Source organism: Nitrospirillum iridis, from assembly GCF_014205765.1.
Classification (GTDB): Bacteria; Pseudomonadota; Alphaproteobacteria; order Azospirillales; family Azospirillaceae; genus Nitrospirillum; species Nitrospirillum iridis.
Map to the genome: position 1 here is coordinate 353,350 of NZ_JACIIZ010000002.1, position 16,419 is coordinate 369,768.

At 68.3% G+C, this 16,419-nt stretch carries 15 protein-coding genes and 1 tRNA gene; 5 read left to right on the forward strand and 11 right to left on the reverse strand.

The genetic code is table 11. From position 1 onward, the window contains the following. Positions 1 to 37 precede the first annotated feature (37 nt). Together FHS74_RS04555 and FHS74_RS04560 are read left to right on the forward strand one after the other, a co-directional pair. Positions 38 to 1,198, forward strand: a complete 1,161-nt coding sequence (locus FHS74_RS04555) for a bifunctional 2-C-methyl-D-erythritol 4-phosphate cytidylyltransferase/2-C-methyl-D-erythritol 2,4-cyclodiphosphate synthase (RefSeq protein WP_184797881.1) — start codon at positions 38 to 40, stop codon at positions 1,196 to 1,198. A 4-nt stretch (positions 1,199 to 1,202) separates the two neighbouring features. Beyond that, positions 1,203 to 1,700 (forward strand): CinA family protein, encoded by a 498-nt coding sequence (locus tag FHS74_RS04560; RefSeq protein WP_184797883.1) that lies wholly within the window; start codon positions 1,203 to 1,205, stop codon positions 1,698 to 1,700. A gap of 3 nt (positions 1,701 to 1,703) precedes the next feature. Here the strand turns inward: FHS74_RS04560 and FHS74_RS04565 are convergent, their stop codons facing one another. Next, positions 1,704 to 2,477 carry an alpha/beta hydrolase gene (locus FHS74_RS04565; protein ID WP_184797885.1) on the reverse strand — a complete coding sequence of 258 codons (774 nt, stop codon included), beginning with the start codon at positions 2,475 to 2,477 and terminating at the stop codon, positions 1,704 to 1,706. A 193-nt stretch (positions 2,478 to 2,670) separates the two neighbouring features. On the opposite strand from FHS74_RS04565, the gene FHS74_RS04570 reads away from it, so the two are divergent. Then, the gene (locus FHS74_RS04570; protein WP_184797887.1) at positions 2,671 to 3,348 is read left to right on the forward strand and encodes a hypothetical protein; all 678 of its coding nucleotides are present in this window, start codon (positions 2,671 to 2,673) and stop codon (positions 3,346 to 3,348) included. A gap of 9 nt (positions 3,349 to 3,357) precedes the next feature. Here FHS74_RS04570 and FHS74_RS04575 read toward each other — a convergent pair whose 3' ends face one another. From FHS74_RS04575 to FHS74_RS04595, 5 genes are all read right to left on the reverse strand, one after another. Then, a complete protein-coding gene (locus FHS74_RS04575) occupies positions 3,358 to 4,974 on the reverse strand; it encodes a family 43 glycosylhydrolase (protein ID WP_184797888.1) in 1,617 nt (538 codons plus the stop codon). Between the two features lie 86 nt (positions 4,975 to 5,060). Next, the gene (rtcA, locus tag FHS74_RS04580) at positions 5,061 to 6,074 is read right to left on the reverse strand and encodes an RNA 3'-terminal phosphate cyclase (protein WP_184797890.1); all 1,014 of its coding nucleotides are present in this window, start codon (positions 6,072 to 6,074) and stop codon (positions 5,061 to 5,063) included. A gap of 74 nt (positions 6,075 to 6,148) precedes the next feature. Further along, entirely contained in the window at positions 6,149 to 7,378 is a 1,230-nt protein-coding gene (locus FHS74_RS04585) for an RtcB family protein (RefSeq protein ID WP_211106106.1), read from the reverse strand. A 101-nt stretch (positions 7,379 to 7,479) separates the two neighbouring features. After that, positions 7,480 to 7,571, reverse strand: a tRNA-Phe gene (locus tag FHS74_RS04590). Positions 7,572 to 7,875: 304 nt separating this feature from the next. After that, positions 7,876 to 9,435, reverse strand: a complete 1,560-nt coding sequence (locus FHS74_RS04595) for a vWA domain-containing protein (protein WP_184797893.1) — start codon at positions 9,433 to 9,435, stop codon at positions 7,876 to 7,878. A gap of 251 nt (positions 9,436 to 9,686) precedes the next feature. Here FHS74_RS04595 and rtcR point away from each other — a divergent pair, with 251 nt between their 5' ends. Further along, a complete protein-coding gene (gene rtcR / locus FHS74_RS04600; RefSeq protein WP_184797895.1) occupies positions 9,687 to 11,282 on the forward strand; it encodes an RNA repair transcriptional activator RtcR in 1,596 nt (531 codons plus the stop codon). An 8-nt stretch (positions 11,283 to 11,290) separates the two neighbouring features. Here rtcR and FHS74_RS04605 read toward each other — a convergent pair whose 3' ends face one another. Next, positions 11,291 to 12,019, reverse strand: coding sequence for an SDR family NAD(P)-dependent oxidoreductase (locus FHS74_RS04605; protein WP_184797897.1), 729 nt, complete (start codon positions 12,017 to 12,019; stop codon positions 11,291 to 11,293). 228 nt (positions 12,020 to 12,247) lie between these two features. Between FHS74_RS04605 and FHS74_RS04610 the strand changes: the two genes are divergently transcribed. Beyond that, complete coding sequence (locus FHS74_RS04610) at positions 12,248 to 12,841, forward strand: YdeI/OmpD-associated family protein (RefSeq protein ID WP_184797899.1); 594 nt, start codon at positions 12,248 to 12,250, stop codon at positions 12,839 to 12,841. 75 nt (positions 12,842 to 12,916) lie between these two features. Here FHS74_RS04610 and FHS74_RS04615 read toward each other — a convergent pair whose 3' ends face one another. The 4 genes from FHS74_RS04615 to FHS74_RS04630 all read right to left on the reverse strand — a co-directional run bounded on the left by FHS74_RS04615 (position 12,917) and on the right by FHS74_RS04630 (position 16,417). Then, on the reverse strand, positions 12,917 to 15,055 hold the full coding sequence (locus tag FHS74_RS04615; RefSeq protein WP_343066854.1) for a S9 family peptidase: 2,139 nt from the start codon (positions 15,053 to 15,055) through the stop codon (positions 12,917 to 12,919). Between the two features lie 123 nt (positions 15,056 to 15,178). Next, positions 15,179 to 15,616, reverse strand: a complete 438-nt coding sequence (locus FHS74_RS04620; protein WP_184797904.1) for a type II toxin-antitoxin system PemK/MazF family toxin — start codon at positions 15,614 to 15,616, stop codon at positions 15,179 to 15,181. A gap of 3 nt (positions 15,617 to 15,619) precedes the next feature. Next, the gene (locus FHS74_RS04625; RefSeq protein WP_211106107.1) at positions 15,620 to 15,883 is read right to left on the reverse strand and encodes a type II toxin-antitoxin system Phd/YefM family antitoxin; all 264 of its coding nucleotides are present in this window, start codon (positions 15,881 to 15,883) and stop codon (positions 15,620 to 15,622) included. A gap of 72 nt (positions 15,884 to 15,955) precedes the next feature. Continuing rightward, a complete protein-coding gene (locus tag FHS74_RS04630; RefSeq protein WP_184797906.1) occupies positions 15,956 to 16,417 on the reverse strand; it encodes a type II toxin-antitoxin system RatA family toxin in 462 nt (153 codons plus the stop codon). Between the last annotated feature and the right edge of the window lie 2 nt (positions 16,418 to 16,419).

The window sequence follows — 16,419 nt, forward strand, 5'->3', positions numbered from 1 at the left end:
CCCTGAATCCCCAATTCTCCGGTATCTTGAAACGACCATGCCGTCCTGCCTCGCCCTCATCGTCGCCGCCGGCAGCGGCTCCCGCTTCGGCGGGGACCTGCCCAAACAGTATCTGACCCTGGCCGGCCGCGCCGTCCTGGCGCGCACCGTGGCCGCCTTCCAAAGCCATCCGCAGGTGACGGCCGTACGGGTGGTGATCAACCCCGCCCACCGCGACCTGTATGACGAGGCCGTGGCCGGCCTGGATCTGCCCCCGCCGGTGGCCGGCGGCGCCACCCGGCAGGACAGTGTGCGCAACGGGCTGGAGGCCGCGGCTGAGGGCGGCCATGATCTCGTGCTCATCCATGACGCCGCCCGCCCGTTGGTGGACGCGGCCAGCATCTCCGCCGTCATCAACGCCTTGGCCGAGGTGCCGGCGGCCCTGGCGGCGGCCAGCGTCAGCGACACGCTGAAGCGCGCGGACCAGGACGGCGCCGTGGCCGCCACGGTGGACCGCACGGCGTTATGGCGGGCGCTGACCCCGCAGGGCTTCCGCTTCAAGGACATCCTGAAGGCGCACCGCGACCTGGCGGGCCTGGAACTGACCGACGACGCCGCCGTGGCGGAAAAGGCGGGATTGCCCGTGCGCCTGGTGCCCACCAACCCCGACAACCTGAAAGTGACCCATGCCGAGGATCTGGCGCGGGCGGAGAAGATCATCATGAACGAGTTGGGCGACGTCCGCGTGGGCCATGGCTATGACGTGCACAAGTTCACCGAGGGTGACCACATCATCCTCTGCGGGCTGAAGGTGCCGCACACCCATAAGCTGGAGGGCCATTCCGACGCCGACGTGGGCCTGCACGCCCTGACCGACGCCATCCTGGGCGCCATCGGCGCCGGCGACATCGGCAGCCACTTCCCCCCCACGGATGAGCGCTGGCGCGGCGCCGACAGCGGCAAGTTCCTGCAGCACGCCGCCAGCCTGGTCACGGCCAAGGGCGGCGCCATCGCCCATTGCGACATCACCGTCATCTGCGAGCGCCCCAAGGTGGGCCCGCATCGCGAGGCCATGGTGGCCCGCGTGGCGGAACTGCTGGCGATCGCGCCGGACCGCGTGTCGGTGAAGGCCACCACCACCGAGGGCCTGGGCTTCACCGGCCGGCGCGAGGGCATCGCCGCCATGGCGACCTGCACCGTCCGTCTGCCCTGGGCATAAGCCCATGTTCCCGGCGGAGATCACCCGGAGTGCTGAACGGCTGCTAGCGGCGGCCCAAGCGGAAGGCCTGTGGCTTGCCACGGCCGAGTCCTGCACCGGCGGCCTGATCGCCGCCAGCCTGACGGCGATATCCGGTTCCTCCGCCGTGGTCGACCGCGGCGTGGTCACCTACAGCAACCAGGCCAAGGTTGACCTGCTGGGCGTGCCCGATGGCCTGATCGCCCTGCACGGCGCCGTCAGCCGCGAGGTGGCGCACGCGATGGCGGAGGGGCTGCTGGCCCGCTCGCGCGCCGACATCGCCCTGTCGGTCACCGGCATCGCCGGCCCCGGCGGCGGCAGCCTGGAAAAGCCGGTGGGCCTGGTCTATCTGGGCTGCGCCCGCCGCGACCAAGCGGTGGTGGTGGAGCGCCACGTCTTCCCCGGCGACCGCGAGGCGGTGCGCCTGGCCGCCGTGGCCCGGTCCCTGGCGCTGGGACTGGCCGCCACGGCGCGGGAAGAATAGCGTTCACGGCCCTGCCAGCCACCAATCCAGCGCGTCGGTGATCATCTCGGGCGGCACGACGTGGCCGCCCTCGAATACCCGCACCTCCACGGCGAACCCGTGCCGCCCCAGGGCCGGCGCCGTGGCGCGCGCCGTCTCCTCCAACGGCAGCACGCGGTCGGCCTTGCCATGGCTGATGAAAATCCGCGCCGAGGCACCGCCCGGCGAATCGCCCCGGGTGTGCGGCGGCGCGATCCGGCCGGGTGAAAAGGCGATCAGGGTGCGGAACAGGCCCAGGTTTTCCGGTCCGAACGACAGGGCGTAGGTCGCCCCGTCGGAAAAGCCGGCCAGCGCCACCCGGGCCGGGTCCACGGCATAGCGGGCGAAGACCGGCGCCAGGAAGGCGTCGATGCGCGGCGGATCGGCACCGTAGCGGGGCCCCCAGCGCTCATCGACCTCCCGCTTGCGCGCGGCCAGCATGTCCCAGGTGTAGTCGTTGGAATCGGGCGCCGCGACGATGACGCCCCGGGCCTCCGCCGCCGGCAGGAACAGGCGCACCATGTCGGCGCCGCGCTGGCCGGCGCCGTGCAGGACGACCAGCAGCGGCAGGGGTGTTCCCGGCTGATAGGTCCCAGGCACGTAGACCACGCCATCGCCCAGGCGGAGGATGCCCCGGGGAACCTCCCCGACCGGCGGCGGGATCTGCGGCCGGGCCGCGAGATGCACGATATCGTCCCCCAATGCCGGCCCCGCCATCAGCAGGAGGCAGGCCACCACCCGCGCGATACGCCCCCGCATCTCCCCCGCCCTCCAGTCACCAGTCCCGGTCCCAAGCCTGAGGCGTCCCTGAAGGGTCGTCAACCGCTGGACGGCCCCATATGAGCCCTTCCGACCATTGCCCGATCCTGACCGGCCGGGGCATAGTCTGGGCGGCCAGCCACCCAGAGTTCAGTCCGGGAGCCGCCACCATACAGCCTGGGGGAATGAGAGCATGACGCGTACCCGGATCGCCGCCGCGATCGCCCTGGTATGGGCCGCCCTGGCTGGGGCCGTCAGCCCCGCCCTGGCCGACGACCAAGCCAACACGGCCAGGCTGTTCGCTGATCCCGGGGTACGGCAGATGACCCTGGCCACGGCCCAGCAGTCGGCCGTGGTCATGAACAGCCCCTGCCCCGGCGCCCAGGCCACGGTGTCGACCGACGTGGCGGTGTTCCAGCCGCTGGTGTTCGATGCCGCGGGGCAGTTGCAGACCGGCATCTGGCGCCAGCAGGTGACGCTCGCCGGCTGCGGCGTCACCCGCACGCTGAACGTCCTGGGCTGGAAACAGGCGGGCCAGGCGATATCGATGGGCGCCCTGCTGCCCGGCGGCACCCACACCGACGTGCTGCTGCAGCGCGACGCCATCGGCCAGGTGGATCAGTTGCTGAAGACCGCCCCCAACACCAGCGAGCCCGGCTGCGCCCGCGAATATGTGGCCGACACCCGCTTCGTCGACCGGGAGGCCGCACCCGTGGCTGGCGGCAAGTCCCCACCCTGGCGGGAGGTATGGACCTTGCACACCTGCACCAAGCGGATCGAGGTGCCGGTGCGCTTCATCCCCGACGCCACCGGCACCACCATCGTCGCCGGCCCGCAGAACGCCGTGACGGTCGCGCCGCTGGGCCAGTGACTGGGCGGCCTACAGCGCGCGGAAGCGGAAATCACGCAGGCGGGCTGTGCCGCTGCCCGCGGCATAGAGCGCCGGCCGCAGCATGAGGAAGCCGCCCCGCACGTTGTGGTGATAGCCCGAGACCTCGATCCCATTCTCGAAGCGCGTCCAACTGCGGCCTCCGTCGCCGCTTGTGTCCACAGTGACGATATGATCGTCGTTGGTCAGGCGCATGCGCAGGCGTCGCCCGTGGGGATTGACCGACCGCCAAAGCTCCGTCCCATATTGGTGCAGCTGGAAGCGCTCGACATCGAAGCCCAGGCCGCAATAGAGCCGCTCGTCATAGAACAGCAGCAGGCCGGCGGTGACGCCGGGCTCCACCGCGATATCGCATTCGAATTGGTAGCGCGTATCGCCCGCCACCAGCATCAGGGGCGGGCTGTCAGCCGGGGAGTGGCCGCGCGCCGTCAGCGACAAAACCCCGTCCGCCACGCTGGCCCGGCTGGCCTCATCCGCCGCCGGCTTGAAGAAGTTCCATTTGCGCCCCAGGTCCAGCGTCCTGAAATCATCGGACAGCGCCTGGCCATGGGGCACGACCTGGCCGCCCTTGGGCTTGGGCAGCGGCCGTGACAGGTCACCCCCGGTCATGCGCGGCCAGCCGTCCGCCGTCCATTCGACCGGGTCCAGCAAGGCCTGGCGGCCCAAGGTCCAGTAGCCGTTCTCATAGCCGTGGTAGACGGCCCACCAGTCGCCATCCGGTCCCTCCACCAGCGAGGCATGGCCGCGCGACCACCATTTCTCCGCCTTGGTCCGGGTGTGGACCAAGGGATTGTGCGGGCAATTCTCCCACGGTCCGTGGATGGAACGTGACCGGGCGGCGATGACCATGTGCCCGGTGGGAGGGCCGGCCGTGCCGCCCACGGCGGTCAGCATGTGGAACCAGCCGCCATGGCGGTGGATCTTGGGACCTTCGGGCGCGAAGCCCTCCACCACCCAGTCCACCGGATAGCGCCAGGGGTCGTAGACATGCTCCACCGTGCCCACGGTGGATAGGCCATCCTCGGCCAGGCGCACCCGGTCGCCGCGCGACAGGAACAGCCAGCGGCTGCCATCCTCCCCCACCGCGTGGCAGGGGTCGATGTTGTCGGGCAGGCGCAGGTCGATCGGGTCGCTCCACGGCCCGTCGATATGGTCGGCCCAGATGACGAAGATGCTGTCCCCACCCTTGGCCTTGACGGGGATGTAGAGGAAGTAGCGCCCCGCATGCTTTGCCAGGCTGACCGCCCAGACCGACCCGATGTTGCGCGTCAGCGCGGCCTTGCGCGGTTGCCAATTCACCAGATCCCGCGAATGCCAGATGGTGAGCGCCGGATAGCTCTCGAAACTGGAGAAGGTCATGTAATAGTCGGCGCCATCCTTGAGAATGGCGGGGTCGGGATGGTCGCCCGACAGCAGCGGGTTCAGGAAGGTCCCGTCGCCCAGGTCGGGAATGCGCTGGTTGTCGAAGCCGCGCTTCCAGTGGGCGGGAAAGCCGCCGGGACAGCTGACGGGAACCGTCACGCTCGCCTGCCCGCTCTCCGGCCGCAGCACCGCCGCCGCCCCACCGGCCAAGGCCAGGCCAAAGGCCCCGCGCCTGTTCACCGTCATGGTTTCCTCCCCGTCCGCTATTCCTTCAAGGGAGCGAAGATCGCCCCGGCACCGGTTTGCCGCGTCGGCGCGGGGCGATCAAGGATTTATGTTACCGTTACCAGATGCGTGCCCTCCTCCCGGACATCGAAACGGATGTCCCGTTCCAGGAAGCGGCGAATGACGCCGGCGGCCGTCAGGGTGTGCGGCGTGGGCCGCACGGTGGTGAAGCACCCACCGCCCGCCAGCGCCAAGGGCACCAGCAGCTGGTCGGCCAAATACGGTCCGGCGAACGCGCCGGAGGCGATGTAGCCGGCCACGCGGTTGGCCGTCTGGCGGCCGATATCCTCCGCCCGCACGCCGATGCGCCCCACGGCGCTGACCACCTCCGTCACCTGGTCGAACGCGGCCGACAGCATCAGGATGTTGCCGGGGCCCCGGCCGTCGGGCACGTCCTCCACGCTCCACGCATCATCCGGCCAGTCCAGCACGGCGCGGGCGGCCGCCACCTCGCGCTCGGCGATGTTGGCCGGCAGGTTGGACAGCAGCACCCGGCCGCGCACGCCGCGCAAAGCGCCCCGCTCCACAAACTCCACCGGCCGCAGGGGGGCTGGGTTCACCGTCACCTCCACCCGCCCGCCCCCAACCGGATGGAAGCCGGGGCGAACCAGTCGGGCCGTCACCGCCGGCCCCAGGCGGGCCAGCAGCGGCAGCAGGGTATCGGCCGTGAAGTCGAAGGGCGGGGCGGCATGCGCATGCGTCCCCCCCTCCAGCACCAGGCGCGATGGCCCGTCGGCCTGCAGCAGGGCCGGCAACACGGCCTGAAGCACCAGGCCGGTGCTGCCGGCCGTGCCCACGGCGAAGGTGTAGTCGCCCGCCTTCACCCGGCCCGGCGTGAACACCAGGCTGGACGCCCCGATGGTGGCCCCCTCCACCGTGGCGCCGCCGATGGCGCAGGCGGCCTCCACCGCCGTCAGATGCTGGCGCATCAGACCCGGCTTCGACCGGTTCGCCCGGATGTTGTCGATGCGGAAGGACTGGCCCGTCACCAGCGACAGGGACAGCGCGGTGCGCAATATCTGCCCACCGCCCTCGCCCTCCGCCCCATCAATGATGATCACTTTCACCCCCATCGGTCTTGCGCGGGGGCGTCAGCCCGTCACGCGCAAGACTTGTTTCCCCGGGCGTGAGGGCTTCAGCCCTTCACGCACAAGACTTGCTTCAACGTATGGACGATTTCCACCAGGTCGGCCTGCGCCGCCATGACCGCCTCGATGGGCTTGTAGGCCGCCGGCGTCTCATCGATGACGTCGGCGTCCTTGCGACACTCCACCCCCTCGGTCGCATGGGCGTGGTCCTCCAGCGTGAAGCGCCGCTTGGCCTCATGCCGGGACATGAGACGGCCCGCGCCGTGAGAGCAGCTGTTGAACGCTTCCGCGTTCCCCCGCCCGCGCACGATGAAGGACTTGGCGCCCATGGACCCCGGGATGATGCCCATCACCCCTTCGGCCGCGTTCACCGCCCCCTTGCGGGTGACCAGGACGTTGTTGCGGTCGAAGTGGCGTTCCCGCTGGACGTAGTTATGGTGGCAGTTGATGGCCTCCATCGCCGCGTCGAACGGTTTGGTGATGACGGTGCGCATGGCGGCGATGACGTTGCTCATCATCATGCGCCGGTTCAGCGCCGCGAAGTCCTGGGCCCATCCCACCGCCTCGACATAGTCGGTGAAGTGGTCCGTCCCTTCCGGGAAGTAGGCCAGGTCCTCATCGGGCAGGTTGATGAACCAGCGGCGCATGTCCTTCTTCGCCAGTTCGATGAAAAAGGTGCCGATGGCATTGCCGATGCCGCGCGACCCGGAATGCAGCATCACCCACACCTGCCCGCCCTCATCCAGGCACAGCTCGATGAAGTGGTTGCCGGTGCCCAGCGTACCCAGATGGACCAGCGTGTTGGCGCCGGCCAGCTTGGGGTACTTGGCGGTGATGCGGGCGAAACGTTCCGCCAGGGTGCCCCATGCCGCCACGATGTCGGCGGGCGGGTCACCCCAGGAACCGCTGTCGCGCCGGCCGCGCCCCACGTCCCGGCCATGAGGCACGGCGCGCTCGATCGCCGTACGCAGGGCCGCCAAGTTGTCCGGCAAGTCGCTTGCCGCCAGCGAGGTGCGGGCCGCCATCATGCCGCAGCCGATATCCACCCCCACCGCCGCCGGAATGATGGCGCCCAGGGTGGGGATGACAGATCCCACGGTGGCGCCGATGCCGACATGGACGTCGGGCATGGCGGCCACGTGCTTGAACACAAAGGGCATGCGCGCCACCCGCGCCAGCTGGGCGCGGGCCTGGTCATCCACCGCCACACCCTTGGTCCACATCTTGACGGGCACGGCGCCTTCGGCCACCGTCACCTCGAAGCCATGTTCGGTCATGGTCATTTCCTTCAAGTCTTTCATATCTCTAACAGCGCACGGCAAAAGTGGCGACGAGGGATGGCCAGACGATGACTGAGCTATCCAGCCATCCCAGAGAATGGACCGGAGGCGGAATTGAACCGCCGACCTCCCGCCTTTTGGGCGGGCGCTCTTTCCAAGTAGTCCGACCGGCATTCGCCAGCATCCGCCCACGGAGGAAAAGACGGCCATCGCCCCCGGGTGACGAGATTGATGGGGAGGTCGGCGGACTCGAACCGCCAGGCCTTTCGGCCCCAGACCAAATGGACTCCCCACCGCATTCACCGGCGGTGACCGGGGTAAGGTTGAAAGGTCGTGGCGACCAGGGGGGATGAAACCGCCCTTTGAGCTACTTCTCCTAAGGCGGGTTCGAACCGCATCTCCCGTCCCTCGCGGGCCGGGCGCTCTACCACGGGCTTCGGTGGAGGATGTAGTCCCATCCAGCATTCGCCACGACCTTCAACGCTTGGCCCCGGTCAGACGACCGTGGCACTCACCTCCGCGACCCAGTCCCGGCCGGCACCGCCGCCCATCTGCTGATCGGCGGCGAAGCGCGCCAGGGTTTCAAACACGGCGTCGGAGAAGCCGCCGACGTTCAGCACGTCGGGGCGCTCCATCACCTGGGTGGTGCCGTAGGGCTGCAGGTCGATACAGACCAGCTTGGCCCGGGGGCAGCGGCGCTTCAGCCGTTCCCACTCCTGCATCGTCGCCGTGGCGCCATGGCGCCGGGCATCGACCCAAGATTGGTTGTCCGAAACGATGATCACCAGGTCCGTCACCGCCCGCTGGGCGTTCACCCACGCCAGCGGGGCGGAAACCGTGGTGCCCCCGCCGCCGATGGCCGCCAGCTTGGCGGCGTTCACCGACACCGGGGCCCGGGGGTCCAGGTCCAGCGGCACCACCTTGGTCTCGAACGGCAGCACCAGGGCGCCGTGGTTGCGCCGCATCACCGCCGCCGCCACCAGGGCTGCGACATCAATGCAGCGCACCGCCGTCGTCGCCCCCTTGCGGTGGCCGGTGATGGGGCTGGCCATGGACCCCGACACGTCGGGGCACACCACCACCCGGCCGGGCAGAACCGGCACCGACGCCAGCGACAGCTCCAACGCCGTTTCCAGCGCCGCGACCACCACCGGCGGCACGCCCTCCCCCACCATGCCCCGCGCCGCCATCAGCTGATAGGGCAGGACGCGGGCCTTGGCGATGGCCTCCGGATCGGCCAGGCGGGCAGCCACCCGCTCCGCCAGACCCGTGCCCTCGAACGCGCCATGGCGGGCCAGCGTGTTCAGGTTCATGCGCAGCGCCTGCCAGCCCATCTGCTCGGCCACTTCCGCCCATTGACGGGACGTCAGCGGCTCAGCCGTCAGCCATTCGAAGGGCACCGGCGGCAGGGGCAGCGCGCGGTCCCGCTTCCAGGCCTCGAACGCCGCGGTCTCCGCCGGCAACGCCGCCACGTCATAAGGCTTGCCGATCAGCCAGCCGTAGAAGGCGCGGGTCGTGGCATCGACCGGCTTGGGATGGACCATCTTCACGATGTCGGCCAGCGACGGGTCCTTGCCCGTGGCCGCCCGCATCAGCTGCGCCATGGAAGCTTGCTCCAGCCACTGCTTCACCAGGCGCTTGGGCCGGGTTCCCAGGGAGGTGCGCCCCACCACGCCCGACCGCATGATCTGCACGAAGGTGCGCAGCATGCGGCCGTTGTCGATGACGCGGCGGAACACGGCCACCGACAGGTCGGGATCGGCCACGGTCAGCCACGCGGCCAGCAGCGCCGGCATGTCCTTCATCACGCCCTTGGTACGGGCATAGATTGCGGCCTTGGCCACGAACAGCGGGTCGACCTTTTGGACCACCGCCAGCACCTCGGCCAGCTGCGCCTCGGCCGTGCCGTAGACACCGTCGTTCAGGGTGCCGGTGGCGGCCAGTTGGGCCAGCGTATGTTCCGGACCATAGCTGTAGGCTGGCGCGCCCTCACGGTTCAGCGCGCCCGGCATCAGTTTCGCGATCATCGACGCGAACAGCTGCTTGTTGGCCATGGTCCCCACTCCTCTCTCCTGGGGGCATCCGCCCCGGGGGCCGCCGGCGCATTCCGGCGGCCCCGATCTGATGCCGGGATATAGAGCAATGGCCGTGCCAGAGCCGGTGGCGGAGACGAGAGATTATTATATCTATTTGATAATAAATATATATTTCCTATTCCTTCAAAACGGCGCCCGAAAATGCCGCTTTCGGCGGTTAGGAAAATCAGATATCAACAGATACGTATTTATAAAAATGGATAAAGGTCGTGCGCCGCCCCCTCACCGTCATCGGCTTCCTGGGCTCCACCCTGGATGCCGCCAAGTTCGGCCCCAGCCGCTGGCATAAATGGCGGCCCAGCGTAGGCATCTGCATGCACGAGGATCTGCGGGTGGACCGCTTCGTCCTGCTGCATGGCGAACGGCACGGCCGCCTGGCCGACCAGGTGGTGGAGGACATCGGCGCCGTCTCACCGGAAACCACGGTGGAGCGGCGCTCCCTGGGCTTCAGCAACCCGTGGGACTTCGAGGAGGTCTACGGCAAGCTGCTGGACTTCGCCCGCGTCTTCCCGTTCGAGCCGGAGCGCGAGGATTATCTGATCCACATCACCACCGGCACCCACGTCATCCAGATCTGCCTGTTCCTGCTGACGGAGGCGCGCTTCCTGCCCGGCCGGCTGTTGCAGACCCAGCCGTCTCGTGGCGAAGGCATCAACCCCGCCGGCGAGTGGAGCGCCATCGACCTGGACCTATCGCGCTATGACAGCATCGCCACCCGCTTCGCGGCGGCGGCGGCCGAGGGTTCATCCTTCCTGAAATCCGGCATCGACACGCGCAACGCCGCCTTCAACCGCATGGTGGATGAGATTGAGCGTGTGGCCCTGCGCAGCCGCGCGCCCCTGTTGCTGATGGGACCAACGGGTGCGGGCAAGAGCCACCTGGCCCGCCGCGTCTATGAACTGAAGCGGCTGAAGCACCAGGTGGCCGGCCCCTTCGTCGAGGTCAACTGCGCCACCCTGCGCGGCGAGGGCGCCATGTCCGCCCTGTTCGGCCACCGCAAGGGCGCCTTCACCGGCGCTGTCAGCGACCGGCCCGGCCTGCTGCGCGCCGCCGACACCGGCATGCTGTTCCTGGATGAGATCGGGGAACTGGGCCTGGACGAACAGGCCATGATCCTGCGCGCCATCGAGGACAAGCGCTTCCTGCCCGTGGGATCGGACAAGGAGGTGGCGTCGGATTTCCAGCTGATCGCCGGCACCAACCGGGACTTGAGTGCCGCCGTGGCGCAGGGCGCCTTCCGTGACGACCTCTACGCCCGCCTGAACCTGTGGACCTTCACCCTGCCCGGCCTCAGCGCACGGCGGGAGGATATCGAGCCCAACCTGGACTATGAACTGGACCGCCATGCCCAGCGCGAGGGCCAGCGCGTGACCTTCAACAAGGAAGCGCGCGCCCGTTACCTGGCCTTCGCCACCGGGCCCGACGCCCCCTGGTCCGGCAACTTCCGCGACCTCGCCGCCAGCGTCACCCGCATGGCGACGCTGGCCCCCGGCGCCCGCATCGACCAGGACACCGTCGACCAGGAAATCGCCCGCCTGCGCCGGCTATGGGGCGGCGGCGCACCGGCAGACGATGGCTTGGCGATCTTGCTGGGGGATGAGGCCGTGGCGGCGCTGGATCCCTTCGACAGGGTGCAATTGGCCGAGGTCGTCCGTGTGTGCCGCGCGTGCCGCACCCTGTCGGAGGCTGGCCGTGCCCTGTTCAGCGCCTCACGCACCCGCCGCGCGTCCTCCAACGACGCCGATCGGCTGCGCAAATACCTGCAGCGGTTCGGGCTGGAGTGGGCGGCGGTGGCTGGCGGTTGAGCCGCCCCTCACCACGGAAGCTCGCCGCCGTCGTACGACCAGAAGCGTCCGCTGTGTTCGGGGTGCAGGCGGTCCAGCGTCTCCAGGATTTGCGCCGCGGCGACGTCCGGCGGGCGGACGTTCAGGCCGGTCCGGGCATAGGGCGCGGAGAGCGGCGTCTCCACCGTGCCGGGATGGATGGCGACGCAGAGCGACAGCGGCCGGCTGCGGGCCAGTTCGATGGCGGCGGTGCGGATGATCTGGTTCAACGCCGCCTTGCTGGCGCGATAGGCGTACCAGCCGCCCGTCCGGTTGTCGCCGATGGAGCCGACCTTAGCCGACAGGGCGGCGAAGACACACCGGCGGCTGGCGGGGAACAAGGGCAGCAGGTGCTTGGCCACCAGGGCGGGGCCGACGGCGTTCACGGCGAAGGCGTGGGCCATGTGGACGGGATCCAGCTGTCGCCAGGTCTTTTCCGGCGCGAAAGCTTGATACGGCTGGGCCCCCGGCCCATGGAGAAACCCCGAGGCGACGATTACGGTACGCAGCGGCAGGCCGGTATCCCAAACCTGCTGGGCCAACGCCGCCACCGTGTGTTCGTCCGTGAGGTCGCATACCGGATTCCCGCCGCGGCCTGTCAACATCACCCGGGCATGCCCGCCCCGCGCTTCCAACGCGGCGGCCAGCGCCCGGCCTAAGCCCCCCGAACCCACAACCACGGCGCACCCGTCGGGGGCACCGCTATTGGAACCGTCCATAACCCACCTTCACGCATTCTCAACCGCGCATACGCGACGTCTTAATACGATGCGGCGACCGCCAGGGATCAGTCCCGTCCCCCAGCGACGGTCCCGACAACCGACCCAGGCCGGCCGGTCGGACGGCGGCCTGCCACGCCCCGCGGCGGATAGCGCCCGCTGTGAAGGTGGGCGAGCAACAGGCATACTCACAGACGCGGTCCAGGACTCCCGACGGAACGACACCCCATGACTGACCATCCGCGAAACCCCAAGGTCGACGCCTACCTGAGCCAAGCCACCCAATGGCGGGAGGAATTCGGGCAGCTACGCGCCCTCGCGCTTTCCTGCGACCTGGTGGAAGACTTCAAGTGGGGCAACCCCTGCTACACCGCCGAAGGCGCCAACGTCGTGCTGATCCACGGCTTCAAGGACTACTGCGCCCTGCTGTTCTTCAAGGGCGCCCTGATGCCGGACCCCAGGGGCATCCTGATCCGGCAGACGGAGAACGTGCAGGCCAGCCGCCAGATCCGCTTCACCAGCGCCCAGCAGATCGCCGGCATGGCGGCCGACCTGAAGGCCTACATCGACGCCGCCATCGCGGTGGAGAAGTCCGGCCAGAAGGTGGAGATGAAGAAGACCGCCGAATTCACGATGCCAGCGGAATTCCAGGCCCGCCTGGATGGTGACGCCGCACTCAAGGCCGCCTTCGAGGCGCTGACTCCCGGCCGGCAACGGGCCTACCTGCTGCACTTCTCATCCGCCAAGCAGGCGAAGACGCGCGAGGCGCGGATCGAGAAGCTGAGACCGAAGATCCTGGAGGGGAAGGGATTGGATGACTGAGGCTGGCCCATCCCTTCCCCATAAGTAGGGCCAAACCCTACGGCCCGGCCCCATTCGCTCTCAGTTCTTCCCAAATCAGTTCTTCAGGTACTTCGCCAGCCAGTCGCCCACCTCCTCATAGAAGTGGCGGCTGTCTTCCGGCTTGGTGATCCAGTGCCAGGCGTCGGGCCAGACCAGCAGGCGGCTGGGCACGCGCTGGTGCTGCAGCACCGCCCAGGCCTCCAGCGTGTTGCCCAGGGGCACGCGGAAGTCCCGCTCGCCGATGCTCATCAGCATGGGCGTCTTCCAATTGGCGGCGTAGGTGATGGCGCTCTGTTCCCGCCAGATGGGGTTGCCTTCCCAGGGCGGGCCGCCGTTGTTCAGCTCGCGGTTATAGATGCCGTCGCTCTCCCCCCATTGGGTGGTCAGGTCGACCTCGCCCGCGTGGCTGATCAGGCAACGATAGCGGGTGGTGGTGGCCTCCAGCCAGTTGGTCAGGTGGCCGCCGTAGCTGGCGCCGCCGGCGCACTGGCGGGTGGCGTCGATGAAGGGGAAGCGCCGAATGGCCTCGTCCGCCGCCTGGTTGATCTCCTCCGCCGGGCCCTTCAGCGGGTCCAGCTTGATGGCCTGGGAGAAGGCCTCGCCGAAGCCGGTGGAACCGGTGTAGTCCGTCATCAGGATGACGGTGCCACCAGCGCTGGCCGCCAGCAGGTGATAGTTCCAGCGCAGGCCGATCTGGTCCGCGTTGTTGCTGGCCGCCCCGCCATGGATGAAGACGAACAGCGGGTATTTCCGGGCCGGGTCGAAATTGGGCGGCAGCACGATCATGCTGTGGATGGTGCGGCCCTGGGCGTTGACGGTGGTGAAGTGCCGCGGCGGCTGCCAGTCGATGCCGGCGGCCACGGCGGTGTCGATCTCCGTCAGGTTGTTGTGGCCGCCCTTCCCGCCGCCGCCTTGACCGGTTGAAGAGCCATTGGGATCGATCTTCACGATCTCCGCCGGGTTCACCGAACTACCGTACTGGGCGATCAACTGGGTCTTGCCGCTGCTGGGCAGGGACAGGGCGGTATAGCCGCCCACCTTCGGCTGGGCCACCAGGGTGGGTTTGCCGCCATCGGCCGGCACGCTGTACAGGTTCTCCCCCGCCGCCTCCGGCGCCAGTAGATAAACCGTGCGGCTGTCGGGCGAGATGGCGAAGTGGGCGGGCTCCCGGTCAAAGTCGCGGGCCACCACGGTCGCGGCACCGCCGGCCGGCCACGCCACCTTGGACAGGCGCCCCAGATTGTAGACGGCGTCGGTGTCGGGGGTGAAGGTGAAGTACAGGCTCTTGCCGTCCGGGCTGAAGGCGGCGTGGCCGTATTCACCGGCCGTGGGCGTGATCTCCTTGGGCTCCGCCCCACCGGCGGCGGGCAGGCGGTAGAGATGGTGCTGCACATGGGCGAACGCGGCGTTCCAGCGCTCCAGCGTCGCCTGGATGACGATCTCACTGCCGTCCGGGCTCCAGATCGGGGCCAGAGAGGTGGTGGTCTCGCCCTGCACGCCGCCGAAGCCATCGGTGTGGGCGAAGGCCGTGGGCGACAGGATGTCCCGGGCCACGGCGCCGGGCTCCAGCCCCTGCACCATCACCGTGGGCTGCTTGTCGTCCAGCCATTCGTTCCAGTAGCGCACCGGGAAGTGCTCATAGGTGCGGACGTTGTACTTGCGGGCCTTGCGCTCCGCCGCGATCTTTTTGTTGGCCTCGTCGTCCACGGCGCCGGGGAAGACGCGGGTCTCAAACAGGATGGCCTTGCCGTCGGGGCGCCATTGCGGATGGCTGGCCCCGGTGGACACGGTGGTGACGCGCCGCGCCTCCCCACCCTGGGCCAGGTCCAGCACGTAGATCTGCTCGACCTCGTCCCCCTCGCGCCTGGTGGCGAAGGCGATGCTGGCGCTGTCGGGCGACCAGACGGGGTCGTTCTCCCCGGCCTTGGTGTTGGTCAGGCGCCGGGGCGCGGCGGCGCCGTCCGTGGGCACCAGCCACAAATCGGTGACCGCCTTGTCCTGCTCGTACGACGGCTCAACCACCGAGAACAGCACCCACTTGCCATTGGGGCTGGTGATGGGCGCGCCGACGCGCTTCATCATCCACAAGGTCTCATGCGTGAGCGGCTTCTTGGCGGCCGCCGTCTGGGCCAAGGCCCCCGGCGCCGTTAGCGCGCAACCGGCCAGAAGCACGCCCGCCAGCGTGCGCGTCACAGAAATCCCCATCTCGTCCCTGCCTGCTTATTTGGTTCTCGCGTTGCTGGGCAAACATAGCAGGGCGGCGGAAGGGCATCAAAATTTAAGCCGACGTTAAAACTGCGGCAATCGGAGCGGCGCCTACTCGGTGCGTGGCACGATCGCACCACGATTTGCCTTCAGAAGGGTGACGAACTTGCGCCGAATGGTGTCCATCAACGCATACGGCAGCAAACCATATGCAATACTCGCCGCGTCCCCGGAATGAAGTGGTCGAAGATCCGGGCCGGGCCAAACAAAGCGGTTCGCCTCGGTTAGCACCACCCACGAACGCTCTCCATCCAAGCCGAGACGATGTTTGGTCGCCGCCGGAATTTCGACGGCATGATCGAAATTGGATGGTTGCGTGTGGGTGATCGGCAAGACCGTGACCAGTTCATCCCCATCTTCCAGTGTGGTCACCAGGACGACGGCGCAAGGCCGGTCTTTGACACCTTCCTCCTGGCCACGCGCGTGCTCCCGTAGCCATAGATAGCTATAGCGAAGCACAAGACCCTGGGTCGGCTTCGGCAGCGCCACGGGTTAAGATGGCACTTCGGAATTGAACGCCGCCGATGCCGGATCAGGTTGGGACTGTTCAAGCGCCGCGATATCCGCATCGGTGAAGTCGACCAAGCCTAACACCTGACGGTCGCGTCGCTTGAGACGGGCATACTCTTCCGTCGAGATCAGGACGGTGGACTCACGGCCATTACGGGTGACCGCCACAGGCTCGCGTAACGCGATATCCTGATAACGTCCGATATTGCGCTGAAAATCAGCCGCCGAAACCTTCAGCATATCCATGGCTCCAGTGCTCCATCCCATGCAGTTTATGCAACTTGCATGGAATGATCAAAGGTGCCGATGGGGTACGGACTAAACCGCCCCCGCCGGCCGGCCGGCGGGTTCGCCGTACAGCTGGTGCGCCCTGGACTCAAAGGCGGCGACCATGCGCCGCACGGCTTCGCCGAACAGGGCGCCGATGATCTTCTGCAGGATGACGTTGCGGAACTCGAAATCCACGTAGAAATCCAGGAGGCAGCCATCGGCGTGCGGCTCGAAGATCCAGTGGTTGTTCAGGTAGTGGAAGGGGCCGTCGGTGTATTCCACGTCGATGCGGCGGCCGGGCTCGCTCAGCGTCACCTTGGAGGTGAAGCGTTCGCGCACCATCTTGAAACCGATCACCAGGTCGGCCCAGAAGGTGTTGCCCTCGCGGCGGCGGATACGGGCCGCCACCGCCCAGGGCAGGAACTCCGGATATCTCTCGACGTCCGCCACCAGCTGGAACAGCTGCTCCGGCGTGTAGGGCAGGACGCGCTTCTCGGCATGGGTGGGCATCA

Bases quoted from the DNA above. Each gene is read 5' to 3' on its own strand.
- FHS74_RS04555 (WP_184797881.1), top strand. From the start codon at position 38: ATGCCGTCCTGCCTCGCCCTCATCGTCGCCGCCGGCAGCGGCTCCCGC.
- FHS74_RS04560 (WP_184797883.1), top strand. From the start codon at position 1,203: ATGTTCCCGGCGGAGATCACCCGGAGTGCTGAACGGCTGCTAGCGGCG.
- FHS74_RS04565 (WP_184797885.1), bottom strand. From the start codon at position 2,477: ATGCGGGGGCGTATCGCGCGGGTGGTGGCCTGCCTCCTGCTGATGGCG.
- FHS74_RS04570 (WP_184797887.1), top strand. From the start codon at position 2,671: ATGACGCGTACCCGGATCGCCGCCGCGATCGCCCTGGTATGGGCCGCC.
- FHS74_RS04575 (WP_184797888.1), bottom strand. From the start codon at position 4,974: ATGACGGTGAACAGGCGCGGGGCCTTTGGCCTGGCCTTGGCCGGTGGG.
- FHS74_RS04585 (WP_211106106.1), bottom strand. From the start codon at position 7,378: ATGACCGAACATGGCTTCGAGGTGACGGTGGCCGAAGGCGCCGTGCCC.
- FHS74_RS04595 (WP_184797893.1), bottom strand. From the start codon at position 9,435: ATGGCCAACAAGCAGCTGTTCGCGTCGATGATCGCGAAACTGATGCCG.
- FHS74_RS04605 (WP_184797897.1), bottom strand. From the start codon at position 12,019: ATGGACGGTTCCAATAGCGGTGCCCCCGACGGGTGCGCCGTGGTTGTG.
- FHS74_RS04610 (WP_184797899.1), top strand. From the start codon at position 12,248: ATGACTGACCATCCGCGAAACCCCAAGGTCGACGCCTACCTGAGCCAA.
- FHS74_RS04625 (WP_211106107.1), bottom strand. From the start codon at position 15,883: ATGGATATGCTGAAGGTTTCGGCGGCTGATTTTCAGCGCAATATCGGA.
- FHS74_RS04630 (WP_184797906.1), bottom strand. From the start codon at position 16,417: ATGCCCACCCATGCCGAGAAGCGCGTCCTGCCCTACACGCCGGAGCAG.